Origin of the sequence: Variovorax paradoxus B4, from assembly GCF_000463015.1 — a bacterium.
GTDB classification, from domain to species: Bacteria; Pseudomonadota; Gammaproteobacteria; order Burkholderiales; family Burkholderiaceae_C; genus Variovorax; species Variovorax paradoxus_E.
Genome location: NC_022247.1, coordinates 737952 through 762312, shown reverse-complemented (window position 1 = coordinate 762312; position 24361 = coordinate 737952). Strand labels below are relative to the sequence as shown.

Genomic DNA, 24361 nt, shown 5'->3' with positions numbered 1-24361 from the left:
GCTCAAGCCACCTGTTTCGCGGGTCGTCGAACTCCCCATTCGATGGCCACGAGCAGGAGGTAGAGCAGGCCCAGCGCGGAGATGCCCCAGAAATAGTCCGTCGTCGCCATGAAGGTCGATTGCACAGCTACCTGCTGTCGCAGGTATCGCCCGTGGTACTTGAGCTTCTGAGCGAGCGAAGACACCCAACTCATGCGGCGCCAGGCCATCCCTTGCCCGTTCAAAAAAGCCATGCGGTTACTGCCTCGCACTCCGCTGCCTCGGAATTGAACGAACGAATTCCAGGGGTCGGCCCACTGAAGACCGAGGCCGTATCGCGTCGATTTTTCTTGCGATTCGCTGCGTGCGAAAGGCATCTTTCCCGACGAGGCGTTCGACCGGTAAGCACACACCAAGCCCCCAGAGAACGCTTGGCTATCGGTGGCGGCCCGCCCCTTGGTCTCGACTCTTGAGAAGCGAATGCTATCTGCCCGAATATTGCAACCGAGCCAACCCTATGGCCTGCTCACCGCCCGCGGCATACAACAAATACTCCTTGCCCCCATCGACGAACACCGCAGGATCGCGCAGCTGCTGCACCAACTCAAAGACAGGGCCTCGGCGTGATGGCGTGTCGGGCATCGCTGCTCCCTCCCAGGCCAGTTCAGGCCGCAACATCGTGGTGACATCCCCGTGCCTCCAGGTGGTCCAGTGGGGCCTGAGATCGACGGTGGTGTGAAGGATGCGCTCCGGCGTATCGCCTACGCGCGTGAAATAGACGTGCAGCAGCAAACCATCCACACGTACTGCGCAATGCCGAAAGCTTGGCTCGAATGGCACGGGGCCAAGCTCGAAATCGCCGTGTTCGTCGATGCGATAGAACGCCCCGGGCATTGCCAGCGCATGCCGGCGCCCTTGCCATTCGAACACGCGGAAGTAGGAGGCTCCCAGCACCTGTGGTTGTGCCGAAAAGTGCAAGCCATCATCTGAAATGGCCAGCTTGCTGCGCTGGTTGCCGATCCAGCGCGCTGCTTCCCCGAACTGCGTTTCGTGCCCATCCGTCTGGCCTGCGGCGAACGCCACACCGTGAAAGTACATGCGTATCTTTCGCGCAGCGTGATCCACATGCACGTCGGGCGAGGCAACGTGATCGAAGCAACTCGAATTTGCAACCGGCAGTACGCCCGGAGCATGGATGGTCCACGGGCCCATCAAGTCATCAGCATAGGCGAGCCGGATGTGCTGGCCCTGATGGTGCGCAAAATACAGGTAGTAGCGCCCGAGCGGGTTTGGCAACCAATCGGGCACCCGAATCAGCGACGGGCCGTTGATGTTGTTGCCAAGCGAGGCATCGAGTCCCGCATGTATCAGTGGCTGCGACAGGCAGCGCTGCGCACGCATCATGCGACGCCCTCCGAAGTCGGGCGGGTCTGGCGGTAGACGGTTTCCACCACCATCATGTGCGCGCGGACTACCGGTGCCAGCAGATGAGCATCGACCTCACCAAGATCATCTGCGCGTGTGTGAAAGGCTCGCGGTATACCCAATACCGCCAGCGCGCGGCCATAGCCCCGCTCTACGATCGCGCCAAGCTCGCTGACGCCAGACATCGGTGTCGTGACTCGCTCCAGACCGGGGAGGCCGCGAAAGGCCGCCCGCGCGGCGTCGTGCAGCGACTCGGTCGCCATCGTCATGCGGTTCGCGTCGGCTGAAGGAAGCTCGAAGAGCTCGCCGCGAAACTCGAGCCGGTCACGCGCCGCAAGCGCTGCGCCCAGATGGATCCATGCCAAGGTGTCGGCGGGCGCGGGGGCTTGTGCCAGCGCGCGATGCGCGCCGGCAAACCGATATTCATGCGCCCCTGTATTCAGCAGGAACAGCGAGAGGTCCGGAAAGCGCTCGACGGCCCACGCCGCCATGGCCAGAAATGCCGCAGTTCCCGTGCCACGTTCGGCAACGCAGCCGAACCAGCCAGTGCGTGGCGTGGACAGGCACAGCCATCGCGGGCCGCGCCGTAGCGTAGCTCGCAGATTCGAGCTCTGCCGCACGTTCATCTGGCCGTGCAGAAACAGCGTGGCGCGCAGCTCGCTGCGCGCTGCGCGCAAGAATGGTTCGGCAAGCACCGGCGCGAGAACCGCGGTTGGCACTGGTGCGACGGGTGCCCCGATACCGGCATTCAATGCCACCACCTCACCGGTTGGACCGACTGGCACGATGACCAGCGCGACGGCGCCCGCTGCCGACGCAGCCGCAATCAGGGGCGCGACGAGAGGTGAATCGACCGAGGCATGGCGTGCATGTGGCAAGACCAGCAGCGCAATACGGCCGGCCGCATCCACAGCCTCATACGGCGCGCGCACCACCGCCAACGGTGCGCTCAAGCCTTGTATCCCGGTTGCCGTGGCGGGCGATTGCCAGTACACCGGCGCCGTGGTCTCGCCCGCTGCCAGGCGGCAATCGATCGGATCGAAGAAGGGCACATCGATGCCCTGATGCTCAACGTCATAGCCCAACTCGGCGAGGCGGCCCGCGATCCATTGCGTGGTCGCCGCATCGCCGGGTCCTCCCGAGATTTTGTCTCCCAAAGCGGCATGTCGAACCATGTCCGCCGCCAAGGTGCTGGTCAGCGCATCCATTTCGTCAACCATGCGCATCACTCCTTCTGCACACCCAAGGATGCGGCGATCTTTCCCCAACGCTCGTAAGCCTCTCGAACCATCGCCGCAAATTCCAAGGGCGTTGAGGAGACGGCCTCGTACCCGCCTTTCTCGAATTCACGCTTCAGTTCGGGTGTCGCAAGCACTTTGACGAGCACTGAGTTCAGGCGCGCCGTGATTGGTGGTGGCAGGTTCGCTGGCGCAAAGACGCCGACCCAACCATCGATGTCCAGGCCCGTGCCGCCTTGCTCCACGAGTGTCGGCACGCCAGGCAGCAGCCGCGAGCGCTGCGGCGCTGCGATGCCGATCATCCTGACGTTGCCAGTGCGTACGAATTGCAAGGCACCCCCTGCGGCGGCGAACATGATCTGCACACGCCCGCCGATCAAATCCTTCTGAACGTCACCGGCACCCTTGTAGGGGATGTGCACCATGTCGAGGCCGTAAAGCCTGGCCATCCACTGGCCGAAGAGGTGCGACGAACTGCCATTGCCGAACGAGGCGTAGTTCAGCTTGCCCGGGTTGGCCCGGGCATAGGCCACGAGTTCCTTCAGATTCTCCGCCGGCACTGACTTGTGAGCGACGAGCACGAGCGGACCGACGCTGGCAAGCGACAGCGGTGTGAAGTCCTTGAAGGGGTCGAATGGCAGCTTGGCGAACGAGTGCGGATTCTGGGCGAAAGGGCTCAAGGGGCTGTAGAGCAGCGTGTAGCCGTCTGCCGCGGCCCGGGCGACCTCCGCCGTGGCCATGTTCATGCTCGCGCCAGGGCGATTTTCAACAACCACAGCGGTACCCAGCTCCTTGCGTAGCTGCTCAGCCAGGAAACGCGCCTGCTGGTCCGTCGGCCCACCTGGGGCAAGACCGACGACGAGACGGATTGCTTTGCCGCCCGTCGGGAAATCGGCCGCGGTCGCACTCATCGTTGGCAGCGCCAAGAAGGTGGCAAGCAGCGCGGCAAAACATCTTCTCATCAGACCTGTCTCCATCATTGTTGGCGCAGGAGCGCCGTTGACAGAGCATAGGCCGCACAGCACTTATGAGAACATTGATATGTTTTCAATCAGCCATAACTTAATGGAATGCCTTGCCATGCAAGACGAGCTCGATAGCCTGGTGTCACGCCTGCGCTTCCGGCATCTGCGGTTACTGGTGGAACTGCACCGCTGCGGCACCCTGAGCAAGGCCTCAGCCACGCTGCATCTGTCTCAGCCCGCGTTGAGCAAGACGCTCAAGGAGGTTGAGGGAGCCTTCGGGTTTCCGTTGTTCCGGCGCGGTGCACGCGGCTTGGTGCCCACGTCTCGTGGCGAAGTGATCGTGCAGGGCGCGGCAACGCTGCTGGCAGGGCTCGGGCATCTGGCCGAGGCGGCACAGGCCTCGAGCGAAGAACCCGTCGCAGTGTTGCATCTCGGCGCACCACCCGCCGTAGCGGCCGGCGGCGCGCTGCCCGCTGTGCTGGCAAGGCTACAGGCTCGTCGTGAGCGCGTTGTCGTTCGGCTGCGCGAGCAGGCGGTACCGCAGCTGTTTGAGGCCCTGCTGCAGGGAGAACTCGATGCCTTGTTGACCTCATTCAATCAAGCGGCGTTTGCCGCCAAGCGAGCCACGCGTCTGATCTACAAACGTTGTGCGGAGCACGAGTACGTGGTGATTGCCCCGCCCACGCATCCCTTGGCAAGAAGAAGACGCGTCGGGTGGGATGCACTTGTGGATTGCCGATGGATCATGCCGGAGCCGGCGCTACTGAGCCGCCAAGCGCTTGAGGGCCAGTTCCTGCGGGCGGGTGTCGCAGTACCAGCGCCGTGCATCGTCTCGAACAGCCCATCCACCAACGTACAACTGGTGGCGGCCGGGGCGGGACTGGCCGCAGTGCCACGGGCCATGGCCACGGCAGAACAGCGCTTGGGGCGGATCGCGGTTCTTCGCGTCGAGATGACGCCCTCTCGAGTTCCGGTCGCGCTTGTTTACCGCGCTGCGTCAGCCGGTGAGCCGGTGATAAAGCTGCTGCACGCTGTCGTTCATGAACTCACGCTTTAGCAGGCTATGGCAGGCACTGGCTTGCATCGAGACCGTGGCAGTATCGTTATTCGGGGTGCTAGCGATCCTTGCCCACTTTCGCCACAGTGGGCACTCTGTGGGAGTGCCGGTATCTTTGTAGGTACCTTTGGCGCCCAAATCGTCTGAATCAAGCATTCACGGGCATCTCAGCCTGATGCTCGATACCTCCACGCGCCATGACGACGCGAAATCAATATTCGCCAAATCTATGCGCTGTATTCACTACATACTATTGGCTTACGTCTCCGGTGGCGCAATGATTGCGCCACCCACACCCACGAACAGGCGCCCAGCGAGCAGCCTACAACGGAGACAAAAATGCACCGGTTCCATCTCTCATAGGGCCTCGGCGCCCGCCGCAGGAGCGTCAATACGCGCTGACTCGCAGACCGAACGAGCAGTTTGAACGCGATGCCTTGACGCCCTTCCCGTGACGATCGAAGTTTGAACTTCGAGCTTCCTTGAGCCAACACGAGCTCCCCTGAGCACTCCTGGCGCATCCCCCAAATGATGCGCACAGATCGCGCTCGGCCCGGCTACGCGCGGCCGCATCTGCCTTCGCTTCGACGCAACGGCAATCCACCTTTCCTGCTACCTCACGCAACCCAGGACCTGGCTTCGCCAGAACGACCATGACGACACCGAACACCTCTTTCCGCCGCACTGCTTTGGCACTCACCGCACTGGCCAGCGCGGGCATAGGTCATCTCGCGAGCGCAGCCACGATCGGCCTCATGGCGCCGCTTTCCGGGCCTATTGCTGTCGTGGGTCAGGACCAGGTCGACGGCTTCATGCTGGCCGTCGAACAACTGGGCGGCAAGCTCGGCGGCCAAGCGGCCACCGTGCTGAAAGAGGACGACCAGCTGAAGCCGGAGATCGGCGGCCAGATCGTGCGCAAGTTCATCGACAAGGACAAGGTCGACGCCATCGTTGGCCTGAGCTTCTCGAACGTCATGATGGCAAGCCTGCCGCGCATTGCCGAAACCGGCACCGTGGCCATCGCGACCAATGCAGGACCGTCGCCAGTCGCTGGCGCCGGCTGCAAGGCGAATGTCTTCTCGACGGCTTGGCAGAACGACGGTGCAGCCGAAGCGATGGGCAAGTTCGCGCAGGACCGCGGTGTGAAGAAGGTCTACCTGATGGCGCCGAACTACCAGGCCGGCAAGGACATGCTGAGCGGCTTCAAGCGCTACTTCAAGGGGCAGATCGTCGAAGAGGTCTACACGCAGGTGAACCAGCCGGACTACTCCGCCGAACTCGCTCAACTCCAGGCGGCCAAGCCTGATGCGGCGTTCGTGTTCTATCCGGGCGGCATGGGTGTCAACTTCATCAAGCAGATGGCACAGGCCGGCCTGATGGCGAAGATTCCGCTGTACTCAGTCTTCACGGTGGACGGCACCACGTTGCCCGCATTGCGCGATGCGGCCGTCGGCAGCATCAGCGGCGCGATGTGGGACGCCGCGCTGGACACGCCCGAGAACAAGAAGTTCGTCGCCGCCTTCGAAGCCAAGTACAAGCGCACGCCAAGCGAATACGCAGCCACCGCGTACGACGCGGCCAACCTGTTGAACATCGCGCTCGGAAAGGTCAAACCGGGTGACAGCAAGGCCCTGTCTGCTGCGGTCCGCGCCGCCGGCAGCGAGCTGAAATCGGTGCGCGGCCCTTTCGCATTCAACAACAACAACATGCCGGTGCAGAACTACTACGCCTTCGAGACCGTGAAGGACGGCGGGCGCATCACCGGCAAGCTGCTTGCAACGCCACTGACGAAGCACGTCGACGCGTATCACACGCAGTGCGCACAGAAGTGATCTCATGAGCAGCACGCTCGTTCTCGCACAGCTTCTCAACGGGCTCCAGTACGGGGTCCTGTTGTTCCTGCTGGCCGCCGGCCTGACACTGGTCTTCGGCATCATGAGCTTCGTCAACCTGGCGCATGGATCGCTCTACATGATGGGCGCGTACTTCGCGGCCACCGCCTTCCAGTACACCGGCTCGTTCGGCCTTGCCGTTGCCGCGGCCATGGGCGGCGCGCTGCTGCTGGGCCTGGTGCTCGAGCTCGCAGTCGTGGCTCGGCTCTATCGCCGCGACCACCTCGACCATGTACTGGCCACGTTCGGACTTGTGCTCTTCTTCAACGAGCTGGTGCGCATCGTCTGGGGTTCGCAACCGGTCTTCCTGCAGGTGCCCGACTTGCTGAGCGGCGCCATCGACATCGGCGGGTTCAGCTATCCCTCCTATCGGTTCGCGATCATCCTGGTCGGACTCGCGGTTGCAGTGGGTTCCTGGATGTTGATCAACAAGACAAGAGTGGGCATGCTGATCCGCGCGGGCGCCGTCAACCCGGCAATGGTTGCGGCCCTGGGCGTGAACATACGGCTGCTCAACGCCATGCTGTTTGCCGTTGGCGCCATGCTGGCAGGACTGGCCGGCGCGATGGCCGGGCCGATTCTTTCGGTTCAGTCGGGCATGGGCGAGTCTGTCCTGATCACCACGCTCGTGGTCATCGTCATCGGGGGTATCGGCTCGGTGACGGGGGCCTTCTATGCCGCCTTGATCGTGGGCATCGTCGACACGATGGGCCGTGTGTTCCTGCCGCTGATCCTCCGGCAGATGACGGAGCGCTCCTTCGCCGACGCGGCCGGTCCCGCGTTGGCCTCGATGCTGGTCTACCTGCTGATGGCGGTGGTTCTGGCCTGGCGGCCCCAAGGGCTCTTTCCGGCCAACAGGTGATCCCATGAAATTACTCCTCTCACGCCCCAGTGTCTGGGTGCCGCTACTTGTCCTACTGCTCCTTGCAAGCGTCCCCCTGGTCGCGCAAGCGATCGGCGAGACCTTCTACATCGCCTTCTTCGCACGCATCATCATCTATGCCATTGCCGCCTGCGCGCTCAACATCGCACTGGGCTACGGTGGGCTGGTGAGCTTCGGTCACTCGCTGTTCCTGGGGCTGGGAAGCTATGCGGTGGGCCTTGCGGCGTTTCACGGCATCGGCAGCGGCTGGGTCCATCTGCTCGTGTGCCTGGTCGCGTGTGGCCTCGTGGGGCTTGTCACAGGCGCGATCAGCCTTCGCACAAGTGGCATCGCCTTCATCATGATCACTCTGGCCTTCGCCCAGATGGGCTATTTTCTGTTCGTGAGCCTGAAGGCCTATGGCGGGGATGACGGCCTGTCGATCGCGATGGGCAGCCGCTTCGGGCCGTTCGATCTTTCTTCGGCCACCAACGTCTACATCGCCGCATTCGTTGTTCTCGTCTTGTCGCTTTGGTGGTTAGCGCGCCTTCGCGTAGCGCCGTTCGGCATGGTGATTCGCGGCGCTAGGCAGAACCTGCGGCGCGTGAATGCGGCAGGCATTCCGGCCAGGCGTTACCAGTTGCTGGCCTACGTTATCTCTGGCATGTTGTGCGGCGTCGCAGGCCTGTTGCTGGCCAACCTCAATGCGTTCGCATCGCCCAGCACGCTTGCCTGGTCGGTGTCCGGCGAGCTGATCGTGATCGTGGTGATCGGCGGGCTCGGGTCGGTCTTCGGGCCACTCCTGGGTGCCCTGGTCTTCCTCGGCCTGGAAGAAGCGCTGAAAGGCGTGACGGAACACTGGATGGTGATCTTCGGCCCACTGATCGTGCTGGTCGCCCTGCTGGGCAAGCGCGGCATCGTCGGCCTGCTCGAACACTTCGACGCGCGCGCACCGGTCAACGTATCGACGACCGTGCCCATTGCAGAAAACGCAGCCATCGATGCGACATCGACAGCCAGGAAGACGACATGACCTCAACCGTTCTTCGCACTGATTCGCTGACCAAGCGCTATGGCGCGCTGCTCGTCACCGATGCCGTATCGCTGGACATCGGCGAAGGCGAACTGCACGCGATCATCGGGCCCAATGGCGCCGGCAAGACGACGCTGATCAACCAGCTCTCGGGTGAACTCGCATCAGACTCCGGCGCCGTATGGTTCAACGGCGCCGACGTGTCCCGCCTTCCCATCCAGGAAAGGGCGCAGCGCGGCCTGCTGCGTTCCTACCAGATCACTTCGGTGTTCGAAGATTTCACCGTGATCGAGAACGCCACGTTTGCTGCACTTGCCTCCAAGCGACATGCATTCCAGTTCTGGCGCCCGATGGCCGCCGATCGTCGAGCTCTGCGTTCGGCCGAAGAGGCCCTTGCAGCGACCGGCCTCGGGAGCCGCCATCATGTGGCCGCTGGCGATCTGGGGTACGGCGAGAAGCGGCAGCTCGAACTCGCCATGAGCCTGGCCGCAGGTCCAAAGTTTCTGCTGCTCGACGAGCCGATGGCCGGCATGAGCGTGCAGGAGTCCAGCGGCGTGATCGCGCTGCTTCAGCGGCTCAAACGTCAGTACACCATTCTCCTGGTGGAGCACGACATGGACGCGGTATTCGCATTGGCCGATCGCATCAGCGTCCTGGTCTACGGCAGGATCCTGTTCACCGGGACCCCCGACGAGATCCGCAACCACCCTGAGGTACGGGCTGTGTATCTGGGCGAAGAAGAGGCCGAAGCATGAGCACATTTCTGTCTGTCAAAGGCGTGAAGGCTTCCTACGGCCACGCGCAGGCGCTGTTCGACATTTCCTTCGACGTGGGCGCCGGCGAAGTCGTCACGCTGCTCGGGCGCAACGGCATGGGTCGCTCCACCACGGTGAAGTGCCTCTTCGGCATGTTGCCTGTGACGGGCGGGAACATCTGGGTCGGTGGCACCCGGGTCGATCGAATGCCCTCGCACCGCATTGCCCGGCACGGGCTCGCCCTGGTGCCCGAGGGGCGCCAGGTTTTCTCCAACCTCACGGTGGAAGAAAACCTCGTCGCCACAGCGCGTGCAAGCAAGAAGGACGTTGTTCGTCAATGGGATCTGGACCGCGTCTACGCCTTCTTTCCCCGGCTCAAGGAAAGGCGCGGCAACCTTGGAACGCAGCTTTCCGGTGGCGAACAGCAGATGCTGGCCATTGGCCGTGCACTGATGACGAATCCTCGCCTGCTGGTGCTCGATGAAGCCACCGAAGGCCTGGCACCGCTGATCCGCAATGAGATCTGGCGCGCGCTCACGGAGCTCAAGCAGGACGGCCTCTCGCAGATAGTCATCGACAAGAACGTCAAGTCGCTTTTGAACCTCGCGGATCGTCACTTCGTGATCGAGAAGGGACGCGTCGTATGGAGCGGTAGCTCCACCGAACTGCGCGGGCAGCCCGAGATCGTTCATCAGTACATGGGCGTTTAGTACGCCCCCGAACGGGAGTGCGAACTAGCCGACCTGCTCCTGAACCTTCCGACGCCCGCTTTTTCCGGAGTCCAACACCATGAAGCTCTACAACTTTTTCCGAAGCGGCACCTCCCACCGCCTGCGCATTGCACTGAATCTCAAAGGTCTGAGCTATGAACAGATCGCGGTCGACTTGCGCAAAGAGGAGCATCTCGCCGAAGCCTACACGGCCATCAACCCGCAGCAGTTGGTGCCGACACTGGACATCGGTGACACCCGGCTCACCCAATCGCCAGCGATCATCGAGTGGCTGGAGGAACGCTATCCGGATGTTCCACTGCTCCCCTCGGGGTTGCTCGAACGCGCACATGTCAGAACCTTGGCCGCGATCATCGGATGCGACGTTCATCCGATCAACAACCGTCGGATTCTGGAGACGCTCCGCCGCCGCTTCGGCGCTGACGAAGCAGCGATCAATCAGTGGTGCGGCACCTGGATCACCAGCGGGTTCGACGCATTCGACGCATTGATTGCAGCCAAAGGGTCCCGCGGTGACTTCTCTTTTGGCGACCACCCGACGCTGGCCGATACCTATCTTGTTCCTCAGATCGAAAGCGCTCGCAGGTTCAAGGTCGAACTCGGTCGTTGGCCTCGGTTGCAGGCCATCGATGCCGCCTGTTCAAGCCTGGAAGCGTTCAAGCGCGCAGAACCGTCGGCGCAGCCCGACGCCGCTTGAGTGGTTCAGAGCGAGGCGGACCGCACGCACGTTGCCCGGTACACCTCAACGCGCCAGGAATGCCTGCAGATCGCTGGCGAACTTGACGGGATTCTTGAACATCAGGAAGTGATCACCTTGTTCGGCTGACGTGTAGCTGTAGAGCGTAGCGTTCGGGATCACCGACTGCGCCCAGCGTTGGCTGGGGAGATTGTTGCTTTCGTCTCCCGAGAAGATCGCAACGGGTATGTCGATCTTGTGGCGCACGACGTCGCGCCAGTCGCTCACCGTGTGATTGAACAGCACCCGTCCCATCGCCTGTGGATCGCTCTTGATGACTGCACTGGCAAAGCCCTCGGAGTTCGCAAAGTAGGGCGAGTCGAATGACTGTGCGCGCTCGAACGGTTTCATGTCCGTGATGAGCTTGTTGACCGGGCCACCCGCAGTCAAGGCGGCCACCATCCGCTCCGGCGAACTGGTGCTCCCACCCGCTTCGGAGCGCTCCTTTTCCGACCAATCGCTGTGCGAGTAGATGGAGATCGGCTCGTCGACGAAGACCGCCTTTCGCATAGCGCCCGTACCGAACAAGTCGATATAGCTCCAGAGGATAGCCGCCCCCATCGAGTGCCCCACGTAGTCGGCCGACTTCACGCCGAGGTGGTCCCCGAATTCCTTCAGGTCCATCGAATAGCGTGCAATCCGGTTGCCGTAGTCGACGTGCTGCGACAACCCCTGGTTGCGCGGGTCCAGCACATAGACACGGTAGTGCTTGGCCAACAGATACATGACGTTGATGTACTGGGCACCATTGGCCGACCATCCGGGCACAAGGATCAACGGCTTGCCCTGCCCTGCCTCCCAGTAGGCCAGTTTGACCCCGTCGTTGGTGACGAAATGGTTAACTTGAAGGCCCTTGAAATCGGACAGCCTGGCCGGCATGCCTTCGACGCGATGGGAAAACACGAAGTCTCGGCCCAAGACCTCCAGCGCGGGTTCGGCTCTGACCTGGATGGAAAGCAAGCCGCACACCGCGGCAAGCGCGAGGCCTGCGATCGTCTTTTGCATGTTCTTCCTCCGCGAATCAGCCGGCGCTTTCTTCCGACGCTTTCCCGAAAAGCTTGCCTGCCCCGGCCCAGTCGGACGCCTTGACGTCTTCGAAGATCACATAGATGTAGTTCGGGTCCGTCCCGGTATTGCGGACGATGCTCTGCGTGATCTCCGATGCGACCTTTTCCTTTTGCGCATGGTCCTTGCCTTCAAACCAACTCACACGAACGACGGGCATAAAGTGCTCCTTGAAACGGTTGAAGCCGGCACCAAAGCGCCCTTGGTGGACGTGGTGCTCCGGCTGTGGAATACCAATGCTAATGAAGAACTGAAGTCCATAATTAGCCATTCTTTCCACTCTGTGTAGCCTCTGGAGATACACCCATGCAACGCGACCCCCTGTCTGGCGTGTCCGTTTTCGTGGCGACCGCGCGATCGAGCACATTCACGGAAGCCGCCGAGCGGCTGAGCCTGACGAAGTCGGCGGTGGGCAAGACCATTGCCCGCCTGGAAGACAGGCTCGGCTTCAAACTGTTCCATCGAACCACCCGCCTGACGAAGCTGACGGCCGACGGCGAGGCCTATCTCGCCGCCTGCACTTCGGCAATCGATGAGATCACCGCGGCACAGGCGGCCCTTTCATCCGACAACCAGATCCTCAGCGGACGGCTGCATATCGACATGCCCGTCGCGTTCGGTCGACGGGTCCTCTTGCCCGCACTCATCGAGATCACGCGGCCTCACCCCGATCTGAGCCTGACGCTCACGTTCACGGACGCCACCAGCGACCTGCTGCAGGACGGAGTCGATCTGGCAATCCGCTTCGGGGCCCTCCCGGACAGTGCCGAGCTCGTTGCACGCCATCTCGTGACACAAGAGCGCGTGATCTGTGCCTCGCCAGCGTATCTGCAGGCACGCGGCGAGCCTCGAACCCTGACGGACGTCCGTGCGCATCGCTGCATCGTGGGTTCACTGAAAGGTCCACCCCTCGTCTGGTTCGTGCGCGACGATGGAACACAAAAGCGCTTCACTCCACCTGCTACACACCGGCTGAGCGATGGAGAGGCCATGGTGGATGCCGCCATCGGTGGCCTCGGGATCGTCCAGTTGCCCCACTCGCTGGTGCGCGAGCCATTGAGCGCCGGCCTCCTGAGGCCTGTACTGCAGGCTTACTCGGGCGTCGGCGTGGAGGTTCACGCCGTGTGGCCACGACAGGCACACCTGAACCCTCGTGTGCGCTACGTGATCGATCAACTTCTGGCCTATGCGGCCAAAGGTCGGCTGGGTTGACGCCCAGGCGGGGCCCTCCCGAATTAATCAATTCTTAATTTCTCTAAAGAGTTATTAAAGCCCTTCGCTCAGCATCTGCTCCAGCAAGCGAAGACATGTCGTCACGCGCATGCCTTTCAGACCGGAGACCCCATGCTGAACTGCGCAATGAAGCGCCACCCGATGCGCAGCGCGAAGCCGAGATTTACAGCATCCCTCCTGATTCCACTGCTTGCCGCACTGGCTGGCTGTTCAACGCAGTCGCCGTATGCAGCCGACGCCATTTCAGCGCCGGCAGCCTGGTCTGCGATGCAGCAGGAAGGCCTCTCCACAGCCACGGCGAACACCCAGTGGTGGCGCCAACTGAACGACCCCGCCATCGATGCACTGACCGGCGCAGCACTGGCCGACAGCCCCACCCTTGCTCAAGCCATGTCACGCGTCGATGAAGCCAGGGCTCAGTTGGGCGTTTCCAGCGCACAGCGCTTGCCGACCTTGGGCATCAACGCCGGCAGCACGCGCGGGCGCAGCCTGAACACCGATAGCAGCGATGGAAGCACGCGCACGACCACCGCGACATCCGTCGGCATTGGCCCCAGTTGGGAGCTTGACCTCTTCGGCCGCATCCGCAATTCAGTGGAGGCCAGTGAGCGCAAGCTCGACGCCCGGGATGCCGATGCCCGTGCGGCCCACCTTTCGCTGACTTCGCAGATCGCAAGCCAGGTGCTGGCGTTGCGGGCCTGCGAGTTTTCCAGCATGGTGCTGGCCGAAGACATCGATTCGCGCGAGAAAACGCTTCAACTTACCCGTCGCCGCGTCACCACCGGATTTGTCGCACCCATCGAAGAAGCGCGCGCAATCAGCGGACTGGCCACCGCACGCACAAGCCTTGCCGCTCGGCGGCAGGAATGCGCCCGCAGTGCCAATGCACTGGTGGCACTGAGTGGACAGCCACTCGACACCGTTCGCGCACTTGTTTTCGTCCCGTTGTCAGCATCGCTTCCCGCTGCAATCAGCAGAGACACCCGGTTTGGGATCGACTCGGTGATGCCAGTCGCACCGCGCGCGCGGTTGTCCTTGCCAGCCGAGGTGCTTGCGGCACATCCCAGCGTGGTGAGTGCCGAGCGCGAAGTCGCCGCTGCCTGGGCGGAGATTGGCGTGGCACGGGCAGAACGCCTTCCGCGACTGGACCTTTCAGCGGCATTGAGCGGCCAATGGCTTCACGCAGCCGGCACCACGCTCGACTACACAGCCTGGTCAGCAGGTCCCGCGCTCGTGGGCAGTTTGTTCGACGGCGGACGCGGCGCGGCCAACGTGGCAGCGACAGAGGCCCGCTACCGCGGTGCGGTAGCTGCCTTGCGCATCGCCGTGCGCTCCGCGGCTCAGGAAATCGAAGACGCCCTGGCGGCGGTCGCCTCGTCCGATGAACGCCGCCTCACCACCCATGAGGCGGTGGTCGCCGCCCGGCTGGTTCTCGAAGCCACGGAAGCGCGCTGGCGCGCTGGCGCCGTGAGCCTCTTCGAGCTCGAGGACGCACGACGCCAGTTCGCGGCAGCGCAGGACAGCGCGATCGCCGCCGCACAGGACAGCGGCCAAGCCTGGATCAGCCTCGTGCGAGCTTCTGGCAATGCCGCCACCACCGAACCCCCTCTCTCTTCATGAACTCGAACGAGTCCGACAAAACCGAACCGGCCATGCTCCAGTCCGCAAAGCATGTCGTGCGCCCTGCTTTACGTTCGGGTCGACGTCTTGTATGGGTCCTTGCCACGTTCACGATCATCGTGCTGTCCATCGCATTTACCGTGTGGAGCCTTCGGGAACACCATTCGCCGCGCCCTGCGGCACCGACCGCCTCTGCATTGACGGTAACGGAAGTTCTCGCGCGCACAACGGAATGGCCCACCACGTTGGATGCCCCCGGCGCGATTGCGCCATGGCAGGAAGCTGTCGTCGGCTCCCAGACCTCAGGGCTGCGGATTGCAGAACTGCATGTCGGCGTGGGCGACGTCGTACGACGCGGCCAACTCCTCGCGCGCTTCGATGCCGCCATGCTGCGCGCGGATGAGGCGCAACTGCTCGCCGGCCTCGCGCAGGCCGAGAGTCTCGCCGCGCAGGCCGATGCGAACCGCGAACGCGCCCTTCAACTCAAGGGCAGCGGAGGCATCAGCGAGCAGGAGATCCTTCAGTACGTCACGCAAGCCGCGACTGCGCGAGCGCAGGTCGATTCGGCTCGCGCGCAATTGAACTCCAAACGCCTGCAACTGCGCCATGCAGACGTCATTGCCCCTGACGATGGTGAAATCAGCGCGCGCTCGGCCACCTTGGGGGCGGTGGCAAGCAGCGGGCAGGAGCTCTTCCGGCTGGTGCGGCAAAGCAGGCTCGAATGGCGCGGCGAGCTCACGGCCGGGCAGATCGCAGCCGTGACCTTGGGGCAGTCGGTTTCGCTCGCGCTACCCGACGGCGGCACCGCCCAGGCGCGCATCCGTCAGATCGCGCCCCTGCTCGACGAGCGTTCGCGGCTCGGCGTTGTGTATGCGGACATTGCCCCCGGCAGCACCGCACGCGGCGGCATGTACGCCAGCGGTCAGATCGCACTGACGACGAGCAATGCGTTGGTGGTTCCTGCGTCGAGTGTGGTGATCCGCGACGGTCGCAGTTTTGTATTCCGATTCATTGGATCCGAGGCCACGCGCAAAGTGCGTGCGCAGGCCGTGACGACCGGACGTCGACGTGGCACGGAGATCGAAATCCTGCAAAACCTCGCGCAAGGCGATCACGTAGTCGCGCAGGGTGCCGGCCTGCTCAACGATGGCGATACCGTGCGCGTCGCCAGTCCATCAGTCACTGCACCGTTGGCGGCGCTGACATTGAACAAGGGCTGAACGATGAACTTCGCCACGTGGTCCTTGCGCAACCCGATTCCAGCCATCCTGTTGTTCGCCCTGCTGACATTTGCAGGTGTGCGCGGTTTTCAGCAACTCCCGATCCAGGCTCTTCCAGACCTGGACCTGCCGACCGTGAACATCGTGCTCTCTCAGCCTGGCGCGGCTCCCGCCCAGCTCGAGACCGAGGTCGCTCGCACGGTAGAGAATTCGCTCGCCACCATCACCGGACTCAAGCACACACGCACGTCGATCACCGACGGCAGCGTGCAAATCCGTGTGGAGTTTTCGCTGGAGAAGAAGCTTTCGGACGCCCTGATCGACACGAAAGATGCGGTCGATCGCGTGCGTTCGAACCTGCCAACGGATCTACTGCAACCGACCATCAGCGCCGTCACCGAACGCGGCAGCCCGATCCTCACTTACGCCATCGCATCCGATCGAATGAACGAGGAAGCGCTCTCGTGGTTCGTCGATGACGCTGTCGGAAAAGCGCTGCTCGCGGTACCCGGTGTCGGACGCGTGGACCGGCTGGGTGGCGTCCAGCGCGAAGTCCGCGTCGAAGTGAATACCGCACAGATGAATGCGCTTGGCGTGACGACAACGGACGTCTCGCGGGCATTGCGGCGCACCCAGCAGGAATCCTCCGGTGGGCGCGGCCAGATCGGCCTCTCCGAGCAATCGGTAAGAACGGTTGCGACGGTGCGACAGGCCGCCGAACTGGTGGACATGCCGGTGACCCTGGCCGATGGTCGCGAGGTGCGGCTGGACCAAGTGGCATCGGTGCACGATACGAATGCCGAACGCAACCAGGCCGCACTGCTGGACGGCAAGGCCGTCGTGGGATTCAGCGTCTATCGCGCCAAAGGCTTCGACGAGACGCGAATCGCACAGGGCGTCACCGAAGCGCTAGAACGCATGCAGGCGGCCGACACGTCTCTGGTCGTCACGCCGGTATCGGGGAGTGTGGAATACACCCGCGAACAGTTCCGCGGCTCGATGCAGATGCTGTACGAGGGAGCGATCCTTGCGGTGCTGGTCGTCTGGTGGTTCCTGCGTGACTGGCGTGCCACGCTGGTGGCAGCCTCTGCCCTGCCGCTGTCGATCTTGCCGGCGTTCGCGGCGATGTCCTGGCTCGGCTATTCGCTCAACACACTGACGCTGCTTGCTCTGGCGGTGATCGTCGGCATCCTGGTCGACGATGCCATCGTCGAGATCGAGAACATCGAACGCCACCGGCGCATGGGTAAGTCCGTGCTGCAGGCCACCGGCGACGCGGTCAATGAGATCGCGTTGGCGGTGATCGCAACCACGATGACGCTGGTGGTGGTTTTTGTGCCAACCACGTTGATGAGTGGCATACCGGGTCTCTTCTTTCAGCAGTTCGGCTGGACTGCGGTGATCGCAGTGCTGGCGTCACTGCTCGTGGCGCGCCTGCTGACACCCATCTTGGCCTCATGGCTGCTCAAGCCGCATGCACCGTCGGGAAAGCCGGAGGCAGACGGCAAGCTCATGCGCGTCTACCTGGACTCGGTGCGGTGGTGCCTGACGCACCGCTGGACAACGATGGCCGCAGCCACCGCGTTCTTCCTGATCTCGATCGCGCTGATCCCGCTGATACCCTCAGGCCTGATTCCCGCATCGGATCGCGGCTTCACCACGGTCAACGTCGAGCTACCGCCGGGCAGTTCGCTGAGCGACACCGTGGAAGTGTCGGAGCGCGTGCGCGGCGCGCTGCACGACGTCCCGGGAATTCGCAGCGTATTTACCGCCGTGGGAGCCGCACAAATCGGTGGTGCGGGCCAGGCTTCCGATGTGCGCAAGAGCGCGCTGACCTTGGTGCTGCGAGCCCGTGAAGACCGCCCCTCGCAAATGGCGATCGAAAAGAGTGTGCGCAGGATACTCACCACGCTACCGGGTGCACGCTTTGCCGTGAGCGGTGGCGGCGCAGGCGAACAGATGTCGTTGATTCTCACGAGTGACAACGCGCAGGCACTGAAAGCAAGTGCGCAAGCCTTCGAGCGCGATTTACGCGGCGTGAGTCGACTCTCGAGTATTCGCACAACAGCCAGCCTTGAGCGCCCCGAAATCATCGTGCGGCCCGACCTGAAACGTGCCGCCGGGCGTGGAGTGAGCACGGCCACGATTGGCGAGACCATCCGAATTGCCACCAGTGGCGATTTCGATGCGCAGTTGCCCAAGCTCAACCTCGACAGCCGCCAGGTCGACATCCGTGTGCGCGTGCCCGATACGACGCGCCAGGACATCGAAGCGCTCGCTAGCCTGCGAGTGCCTTCGCGCAACGGACTGGTACCGCTGTCGAGCGTGGCCGAACTGGCTGTTGAAAGCGGCCCGGCACAGATCGACCGTTACGACAGGCGCCGCTACGTCACCGTGAGCGCCGACCTCGGCGGCATGCCGCTGGGCGAGGCACTGACAGCAGCCCGTGTACTGCCAGCGGCGCAGCAGATGCCGTCGAGCGTTTCGCTGATCAATACGGGCGATGCCGAAGTGGCGGCCGAGCTGACCTCGGGCTTCGGCCTCGCGATCCTCACTGGCGTGCTGTGCATGTTCTGTGTGCTGGTGCTTCTTTTCAAAGACTTCCTGCAGCCCGTCACCATCCTTTCGGCGATTCCGCTGTCGCTGGGCGGAGCCTTCGTGGCGCTGCTTCTGGCGCGAAGTGAGCTGGATGTTCCGTCGATGATCGGATTGGTGATGCTCATGGGCATTGTCACCAAGAACTCGAACTTGCTGGTGGAACACACAGTCGTCGGCATGAGGGACCGCGGCCTTCCTCCCATGGACGCGTTGATCGATGCCTGCCATAAGCGTTCGAGGCCGATCGTGATGACCACGGTAGCGATGATCGCAGGCATGCTGCCCATCGCCCTCGGTTTGGGCCCGGACGCGAGCTTTCGTCAGCCGATGGCGATCGCTGTGATCGGTGGTCTCGTGACCTCGACACTGCTCAGCCTGCTCGTGGTCCCTGTGGTATTCACGTATGTCAACGGATTCGAGCGCTGGTTCAGGTCGCGTGTCGCGCAATAGTGCATCTCGCCGCCACAGCTAGCGGACGACTGCCCCTATTCACAGCCGCAATCGACCAAGCGCTCGGCAGCCACCACGCACCTTAAAAAGATCCTAATATTCCACGGTCATCATTCAAGATGTCCCACTTGGCCAAAAGAAGTTCCTATCCATGCACCTGCTCCTCGTAGAAGACGACGACATGCTGGGTGAGGCCGTGTGCGATGGCGCACGCCAGAGCGGCTGGTCCATCGATCGCGTCGGCAATGCATCTGCCGCCCGGATCGCCCTGATCGACCATTCCTATGCCGCCGTGCTGCTGGACCTGGGCCTGCCGGGAGGGGAGTCGGGACTGACGGTGCTGCGATCGATGCGAAGCCGCTACGACCCGACACCGGTTCTCATTCTCACGGCGCGCGATCAGTTGAGCGAACGCATCCACGGCCTCGATGCAGGCGCCGACGACTACCTTGTCAAGCCTTTCCAGTTCGATGAACTGTGGGCGCGCGTCCGTTCGGTCATCCGCCGCAGCCAGGGTCGCGTGATCCCCGTTTTTTCCCGTGGCGACGTCGCGGTCGACCGCAGTCGCCGCGTGGTCACCAAGGCAGGCGTTGACGTGCCGTTGAGCGCGCACGAGTACCGCACCCTGCTTGCCCTGCTCGAACGCCCCGGCCACGTCGTCACGCGCGACCAACTGCAGGATGTGGTCTACGGAACGGCCAGCGTCGTCGAAAGCAACACCATTGCCGTGTTCATTCACCAGTTGCGCCGCAAGCTCGGCGACGACCTGATCCGCACCGTTCACGGCCACGGCTACGTTGTCGACCAATCTCCGCCGTGAACTCGAAATCACTGTACGCGCGAATGATCCTGGTGCTGGGCGCAACCATCGCCCTATGCTGGATCGTGGCATTCGCGATGCTTTTCGCATATCTCTCGCACAACAAGGCCAGCATCTGGGACGACAAGCTCAAGACCATTGCCACGCGCATCCTGCTGACAATTCCGGCTGGCAAGGACATGGTCGCGACGGGGCCGGGACTGCAGTTGCGGGATCCCGCACTGGCAGAGAGCGAGCAGCTCGTCTTTCAAGTCTGGATCGACCGCAAACGATTGTCCGTTCGTACGCCCGGGGCACCCGGATCCCCGCTACGGCCTGACTTTGAGGATGGCATTGCCACCACGGTGATCGAGGGAAGGCGGTGGCGCGTCTATTCCGTCTCGGATTCCGAAGGCCGAATCTACGTGCAGGTCGGTAATCTCCACAGCGTGGTGGATGCCGAAATGCAGCACGAAGCGTTGGTTGGCTTGGTACTCAGCTCGATTCTTTTGCTGATCGTAGGCACGTTGATGTGGTTCGTGGTTCGCAGCTCACTCAAGCCGGTGGTGGCGCTGGAGGCCGCCATGCGAAGCCGCCGCAAGTTCGACCTCACGCCGCTGACCTCTTCTACCCTGCCGCGCGAGTTGCATCCGCTGATTGCTTCGTTCAATCATCTGTTGGAGCAGCTCTCCGAGTCAGTCGAAGGCGAGCGCCGCTTCATCGGTGATGCCGCGCACGAGTTGCGCACCCCCCTTTCCACGCTGCAGGCGCACGCCCAGATTGCGCTGCGTGCCACCACATTGGCCGACAAGGACGTGGCGCTGAAAAAACTGCTTCTGGTCGCGCAGAGAAGCACACGACTGTCCGAACAGCTGCTCGACCTGGCTCGGCTGAATTCGAGCGCCAACGCCCCACAGCATGCGCTTGCGAACTTGAGCGATCTCGCTCTGCTCGTGGTGCGAGATTTCAACACCTATGCCTTTCAGCAGGAGCGTTCGATCCAACTCGATATTCGCAACAATTGCATCATCCTCTGCAATATCGATGAGATGGGTATCCTGTTGCGCAACCTGATCGACAACGCGCTGCGCTACACCGCAAAGGGGGGACGCGTCCGCGTCAGCTGCGGGCATGAGCCTGGCGCCACACAAGAAGGCGGGCAGGCGGTTGGACAACGTGTCTATCTGGAAGTGGCGGACGACGGTCCTGGCGTTCCGCTGTCGGAACGCCAGGCGATCTTCGAACGCTTCTATCGAGTCGCAGGCACTTCCGTGCACGGCAGCGGTATTGGGTTGTCGCTGGTGGCCGGGATTTCCCAACTACATCATGCAACGATCGAGACCGGGGATGGATTGGAAGGGCGAGGTTTCTGTATACGGGTCGTTTTCCCTACGGTGGAACCCCTCTCCTAGCCTTGTACTCGCTCCCGGACCGCCGGCCGAGGAATGGTGAGGGCTGGGTCAGGAAGAGGAAATCTGTCACCTTCCAAATCGTTGCGTAGCTTCAGCACGTACCCCTGGCCGCGCACGGTGTGGAGCAGCTTCAGGTCGAACGGATCGTCCAGTTTCCGGCGCAGTCTCAGGATACCGACCGTGACCATGTTGTCCCGCTCGCCGGCGCTCGACCCCCACACCGCCTTGATCAGTTCGGCGCGCGACAGCACCTGGCCTCTGCGTGCCATCAGCGCATCCAGAAGCTCGAACAGCGTGGCACTGAGGCCGAGATCCACACCCTGACGAAACGCCTTGCCGCTCGCGCGGTCGAGGGTCAGGTCCGCCAGTCTCGGGACGGTCTCCTCCGGACAACGACCGCCAGGTGCAAGTGCCCAGGCGCGCGCCGCCAGATCGGCGGGCGCACAAGGCTTGGCCAAGTACTCGGTTGCGCCCTGCACCAGTCCTTCAAGACGGTCGGCCACCTGATCTCGTTGCGTCAGCACCAGCAGCGGGGCACTGCTGATGCGCCGAACGGAACGTATCACTACGTGCGCGGCGGCCGGCAGCGCAGCGTCGAGAAGAATCAATGCGTACGGCTTGCTTGCGAAAACCCACGTACCGGCATCGCGGGAGTCGACCACGTCGACTGCCAGGCCATATCTTCCGAGCATGCCGCCAAGTTCGTCGTGCGTTCTGGGGCCGGATATGAGAAAAAGGACATTCATGGGCACGTCCCCTTCGCCGGTGTTGAAGCCGGCGCAGCAGGGGCATTCGGGAACATGTCAGGTTGCCTGTGCGCGCAACCGTCGATCAGAAAGACGCCAACCACCATCGCGAGCACCGCGGCGTGAGCGACTGCAAAGCTGGAGAGGTATTTCATTTCTTGTCGTTTACCCTCTCGGGCTTCAGTCGAGGAGGACTACGCGATCGGTCTCGGCGGGCAGGCAGCCGTCGACGACGGACTCCCAGCCGCGATGCACCACGACCTGCTTGCGGTCGTGGCACAGTTCGATGCGCTCGCTCCCGGGGCGTTGTTCACGCACGAAGGCTTCCACCGTCGAGGGCAGGCTGACGCGCAGCCTCAGCGCATAGATGTCGTCTTTCGGGTGGTCGTCCAGATGCAGCAGCGGCACGAAGTTCGACGCGAAGACGAGCGCATGCGAGCCGACGTCGACCGGCTTCGGCTTGTAGGCCGCCTCGCGCAACCATTGCTGGGCACGCTCGCGCAGGTCGTCCCCGGCGGGCAGCCCGCCCCACGCGACGGCGAGAAGTTCCATGACCCACTGGTTGCAGTTCTGGTAGCGCAGGCTGAACGGGTAGGCATTGGCGCTGTAGCGTGCGGCCAGCAATTGCAAGGCACGCGGCGTGTCGAGTGCGGCGCTGCGCAGCGCCTGTGCCGCGTCGGAAGGCATGGCCACGATCGAGATGTAGCCCAGCGTGGAGTCGTCGATGCCCATGATGAAGCCGGCCAGGCCCTGGTCGTAGAGGCGCGGGTGCCCTTCGTCACAGGCGTAGTACAGCTGCCGTGCGGACCAGGTGCCGTTCGCGCCTTTCCACGCAATGGCAGTGTGGGAGTAGCGGATGCCAAAGCGCGAGAGATCGAGCCCGGAGCGGCTGATCAGCACGGCGTCGCTGCCTGCGTTCGAAAGCACGTCTTGCACCGCGGCGGTGAAACGCAGCAAGCGGTCCTGCTGATCTGCCGTGAGCGGCTTCGCACGATCGCAGAACTGCAAGGAGGCTGCGTGCCCAACGCCTCCCGCGAAGGCGAGGAAAGCCGCGAGACTCAGCAGCGCGAAACGGCGAGCGACGGTCAAAGGCTCACGGGACGCGCGGCGATCCCCCCGTACCAGTCATCGGCGAGCACGAGGTAGAACGCCTCGCGCGTGTCGCCGCGTGCGAAGGCGGTGCCGTAGGCGCGCTGTCGTGCGTGCACGAGATCGCCGGGGCCGAGGCCCTCCTTCGCGAAAGTAGTTTGCGGCAGTTCGAGCACGATGCGCTGCTGCGCGTCGTCACCCTGCATCGTGACGCGCGTGAAGCCCTCGCGGTCACCGGCCTGCGCGATCTCCGTGATGCGATAGTCGCCCTCGACCACCTTGTCGCCGTCGAACGAACTCTCGCTGGAACCGCGCAGTGACGTGGACGCGCTGTTGCTCGATGCGGAGCCGGCACTGGAAGCCACGGATGCTGCGAAACTGCCCGCGTGGGCATTGAATGCCGTAGCGAGTACGGCTGCGATGCCTGCAATGCGGAAGAAATGAGTGAAGGTCATGGAATGCCCCAATTGAGTGTGAGGGAGGAAGTCATGTCGCGTGAAAGATGCCGAGCTCGGACAGACGAGTCCGCGCGAAGGCGCACGGCGCTCCATGCAGGCCCTGCAATCTGAACCGCTGGTGCGCCATGCAGTCCTCGGGCCGCGCAAGCACGGCCAGGGTTTCTCAGAACCGGTAGAGATAACCCAGACGCACGCCGGACTGATTGGATCGGCTGACGAGCGGGCTGTTCTTGATGCCGCTGCCGAAGCTGGTTGCACTCACGTCCAGGAACACCGTTTGTTTGGGCGCCACGGCGTAGTCCACGCGCAGCCCCACCTCCATGTTGGCGCTCGACTTCCCTACATAGGCCGGCCGGCCGGACTGAGCTTCGGAGTCCTTCACGCCGTAGTAGTAGTCGACATACTTGCGGTCCACCCAATGCGCAGCCAAGCGCGGCGTGAAGCCGAAGGCACCTGCAGTGAAGCGTCGGTCGACCTGCACCTTGAACCGGGAGCCCTTGCTGTTGCCCGACCCGTCGGCCAGCAGTTCGGCCGACAGGTTGGCAAAGTCGTTGCGCCAGATGGCCGCGCCGCCCAACCACAGGCTGCTCTTGCGCTTGTCCATGCCGTTGAGGAATGGGGAGTCGTCGGCCTCGTAGCCGTCTCCAGCGAGCCGCGCGCGCAGCCGTAAAGACACAGGACCGACGGAAGTCAGCTTCAGATCGGCGCTCGGTAACGCGACGCTGACCCACTTGTTCTCGTAGGTGATCATCGGAATGCCCTGGGCCTTGTCGTTGAAGTCGCGATAGGGCTTTTTCTCCATGGCCACGCCAATGCCGAGGCCCCATTGCGAACTCGCTTCGGAGCTTTTTTCTTCATCGGCCTGTGCCCAGGCCGGTGAAAGGAAGGCGGCGCAAGCAACTCCCACGGCGATGGCCGTGAAGGGCAGGTGGTCGCGAAAGTTCTTGCCTTGCTTCGCAAGGCGGATTCGTTCTGTCATGGAGATCCTCGGGGTTGAA

General features: G+C 63.0%; 23 protein-coding genes. 13 read left to right on the top strand and 10 right to left on the bottom strand.

Going from position 1 to position 24361, the window contains the following annotated elements; all coding sequences use genetic code 11:
- Positions 1-2: 2 nt before the first annotated feature.
- From VAPA_RS03450 to VAPA_RS03435, 4 genes are all read right to left on the bottom strand, one after another.
- A complete protein-coding gene (locus tag VAPA_RS03450; RefSeq protein WP_155248048.1) occupies positions 3-185 on the bottom strand; it encodes a hypothetical protein in 183 nt (60 codons plus the stop codon).
- 277 nt (positions 186-462) lie between these two features.
- Positions 463-1383 carry a glycoside hydrolase family protein gene (locus VAPA_RS03445; protein WP_041945998.1) on the bottom strand — a complete coding sequence of 307 codons (921 nt, stop codon included), beginning with the start codon at positions 1381-1383 and terminating at the stop codon, positions 463-465.
- Complete coding sequence (locus VAPA_RS03440) at positions 1380-2624, bottom strand: hypothetical protein (protein WP_155248047.1); 1245 nt, start codon at positions 2622-2624, stop codon at positions 1380-1382. The genes VAPA_RS03445 and VAPA_RS03440 overlap by 4 nt, the downstream gene beginning before the upstream one ends.
- Before the next feature lie 5 nt (positions 2625-2629).
- A complete protein-coding gene (locus VAPA_RS03435) occupies positions 2630-3604 on the bottom strand; it encodes a Bug family tripartite tricarboxylate transporter substrate binding protein (RefSeq protein WP_021005381.1) in 975 nt (324 codons plus the stop codon).
- A gap of 118 nt (positions 3605-3722) precedes the next feature.
- Here VAPA_RS03435 and VAPA_RS03430 point away from each other — a divergent pair, with 118 nt between their 5' ends.
- The 7 genes from VAPA_RS03430 to maiA all read left to right on the top strand — a co-directional run bounded on the left by VAPA_RS03430 (position 3723) and on the right by maiA (position 10634).
- The gene (locus tag VAPA_RS03430; RefSeq protein ID WP_021005380.1) at positions 3723-4664 is read left to right on the top strand and encodes a LysR family transcriptional regulator; all 942 of its coding nucleotides are present in this window, start codon (positions 3723-3725) and stop codon (positions 4662-4664) included.
- A 653-nt stretch (positions 4665-5317) separates the two neighbouring features.
- Positions 5318-6496, top strand: coding sequence for an ABC transporter substrate-binding protein (locus VAPA_RS03425; protein WP_021005379.1), 1179 nt, complete (start codon positions 5318-5320; stop codon positions 6494-6496).
- A gap of 4 nt (positions 6497-6500) precedes the next feature.
- Positions 6501-7418 (top strand): branched-chain amino acid ABC transporter permease, encoded by a 918-nt coding sequence (locus VAPA_RS03420; RefSeq protein WP_021005378.1) that lies wholly within the window; start codon positions 6501-6503, stop codon positions 7416-7418.
- Between the two features lie 4 nt (positions 7419-7422).
- Complete coding sequence (locus VAPA_RS03415; RefSeq protein WP_021005377.1) at positions 7423-8451, top strand: branched-chain amino acid ABC transporter permease; 1029 nt, start codon at positions 7423-7425, stop codon at positions 8449-8451.
- Entirely contained in the window at positions 8448-9206 is a 759-nt protein-coding gene (locus VAPA_RS03410) for an ABC transporter ATP-binding protein (RefSeq protein WP_021005376.1), read from the top strand. Before VAPA_RS03415 ends, VAPA_RS03410 begins: the two co-directional genes overlap by 4 nt.
- The gene (locus VAPA_RS03405) at positions 9203-9916 is read left to right on the top strand and encodes an ABC transporter ATP-binding protein (protein ID WP_021005375.1); all 714 of its coding nucleotides are present in this window, start codon (positions 9203-9205) and stop codon (positions 9914-9916) included. Before VAPA_RS03410 ends, VAPA_RS03405 begins: the two co-directional genes overlap by 4 nt.
- A gap of 79 nt (positions 9917-9995) precedes the next feature.
- Positions 9996-10634, top strand: a complete 639-nt coding sequence (gene maiA, locus VAPA_RS03400) for a maleylacetoacetate isomerase (RefSeq protein ID WP_021005374.1) — start codon at positions 9996-9998, stop codon at positions 10632-10634.
- A gap of 45 nt (positions 10635-10679) precedes the next feature.
- Here the strand turns inward: maiA and VAPA_RS03395 are convergent, their stop codons facing one another.
- Together VAPA_RS03395 and VAPA_RS35030 are read right to left on the bottom strand one after the other, a co-directional pair.
- Positions 10680-11678 (bottom strand): alpha/beta fold hydrolase, encoded by a 999-nt coding sequence (locus VAPA_RS03395; RefSeq protein ID WP_021005373.1) that lies wholly within the window; start codon positions 11676-11678, stop codon positions 10680-10682.
- 16 nt (positions 11679-11694) lie between these two features.
- A complete protein-coding gene (locus tag VAPA_RS35030) occupies positions 11695-12009 on the bottom strand; it encodes a tautomerase family protein (RefSeq protein WP_230558953.1) in 315 nt (104 codons plus the stop codon).
- A gap of 35 nt (positions 12010-12044) precedes the next feature.
- On the opposite strand from VAPA_RS35030, the gene VAPA_RS03385 reads away from it, so the two are divergent.
- The 6 genes from VAPA_RS03385 (at position 12045) to VAPA_RS03360 (ending at position 21070) form a co-directional block, all read left to right on the top strand.
- Positions 12045-12950 (top strand): LysR family transcriptional regulator, encoded by a 906-nt coding sequence (locus VAPA_RS03385; RefSeq protein ID WP_021005371.1) that lies wholly within the window; start codon positions 12045-12047, stop codon positions 12948-12950.
- A 132-nt stretch (positions 12951-13082) separates the two neighbouring features.
- On the top strand, positions 13083-14591 hold the full coding sequence (locus VAPA_RS03380; protein ID WP_230558952.1) for an efflux transporter outer membrane subunit: 1509 nt from the start codon (positions 13083-13085) through the stop codon (positions 14589-14591).
- A complete protein-coding gene (locus tag VAPA_RS03375; protein ID WP_230558951.1) occupies positions 14588-15811 on the top strand; it encodes an efflux RND transporter periplasmic adaptor subunit in 1224 nt (407 codons plus the stop codon). The genes VAPA_RS03380 and VAPA_RS03375 overlap by 4 nt, the downstream gene beginning before the upstream one ends.
- 3 nt (positions 15812-15814) lie before the next feature.
- Positions 15815-18859, top strand: coding sequence for an efflux RND transporter permease subunit (locus VAPA_RS03370; RefSeq protein WP_021005368.1), 3045 nt, complete (start codon positions 15815-15817; stop codon positions 18857-18859).
- A 151-nt stretch (positions 18860-19010) separates the two neighbouring features.
- Positions 19011-19679, top strand: a complete 669-nt coding sequence (locus VAPA_RS03365) for a response regulator transcription factor (RefSeq protein WP_021005367.1) — start codon at positions 19011-19013, stop codon at positions 19677-19679.
- 23 nt (positions 19680-19702) lie between these two features.
- The gene (locus VAPA_RS03360) at positions 19703-21070 is read left to right on the top strand and encodes a HAMP domain-containing sensor histidine kinase (protein ID WP_041945996.1); all 1368 of its coding nucleotides are present in this window, start codon (positions 19703-19705) and stop codon (positions 21068-21070) included.
- Here the strand turns inward: VAPA_RS03360 and VAPA_RS03355 are convergent.
- The 4 genes from VAPA_RS03355 to VAPA_RS03340 all read right to left on the bottom strand — a co-directional run bounded on the left by VAPA_RS03355 (position 21067) and on the right by VAPA_RS03340 (position 24342).
- On the bottom strand, positions 21067-21816 hold the full coding sequence (locus VAPA_RS03355; protein WP_021005365.1) for a winged helix-turn-helix domain-containing protein: 750 nt from the start codon (positions 21814-21816) through the stop codon (positions 21067-21069). The genes VAPA_RS03360 and VAPA_RS03355 overlap by 4 nt on opposite strands.
- A 180-nt stretch (positions 21817-21996) precedes the next feature.
- Positions 21997-22905: a DUF2145 domain-containing protein gene (locus VAPA_RS03350; RefSeq protein WP_041945995.1), complete on the bottom strand. Its 909-nt coding sequence runs from the start codon at positions 22903-22905 to the stop codon at positions 21997-21999.
- Positions 22902-23360 (bottom strand): hypothetical protein, encoded by a 459-nt coding sequence (locus VAPA_RS03345; RefSeq protein WP_021005363.1) that lies wholly within the window; start codon positions 23358-23360, stop codon positions 22902-22904. The genes VAPA_RS03350 and VAPA_RS03345 overlap by 4 nt, the downstream gene beginning before the upstream one ends.
- 166 nt (positions 23361-23526) lie before the next feature.
- The gene (locus VAPA_RS03340) at positions 23527-24342 is read right to left on the bottom strand and encodes a MipA/OmpV family protein (RefSeq protein ID WP_021005362.1); all 816 of its coding nucleotides are present in this window, start codon (positions 24340-24342) and stop codon (positions 23527-23529) included.
- Between the last annotated feature and the right edge of the window lie 19 nt (positions 24343-24361).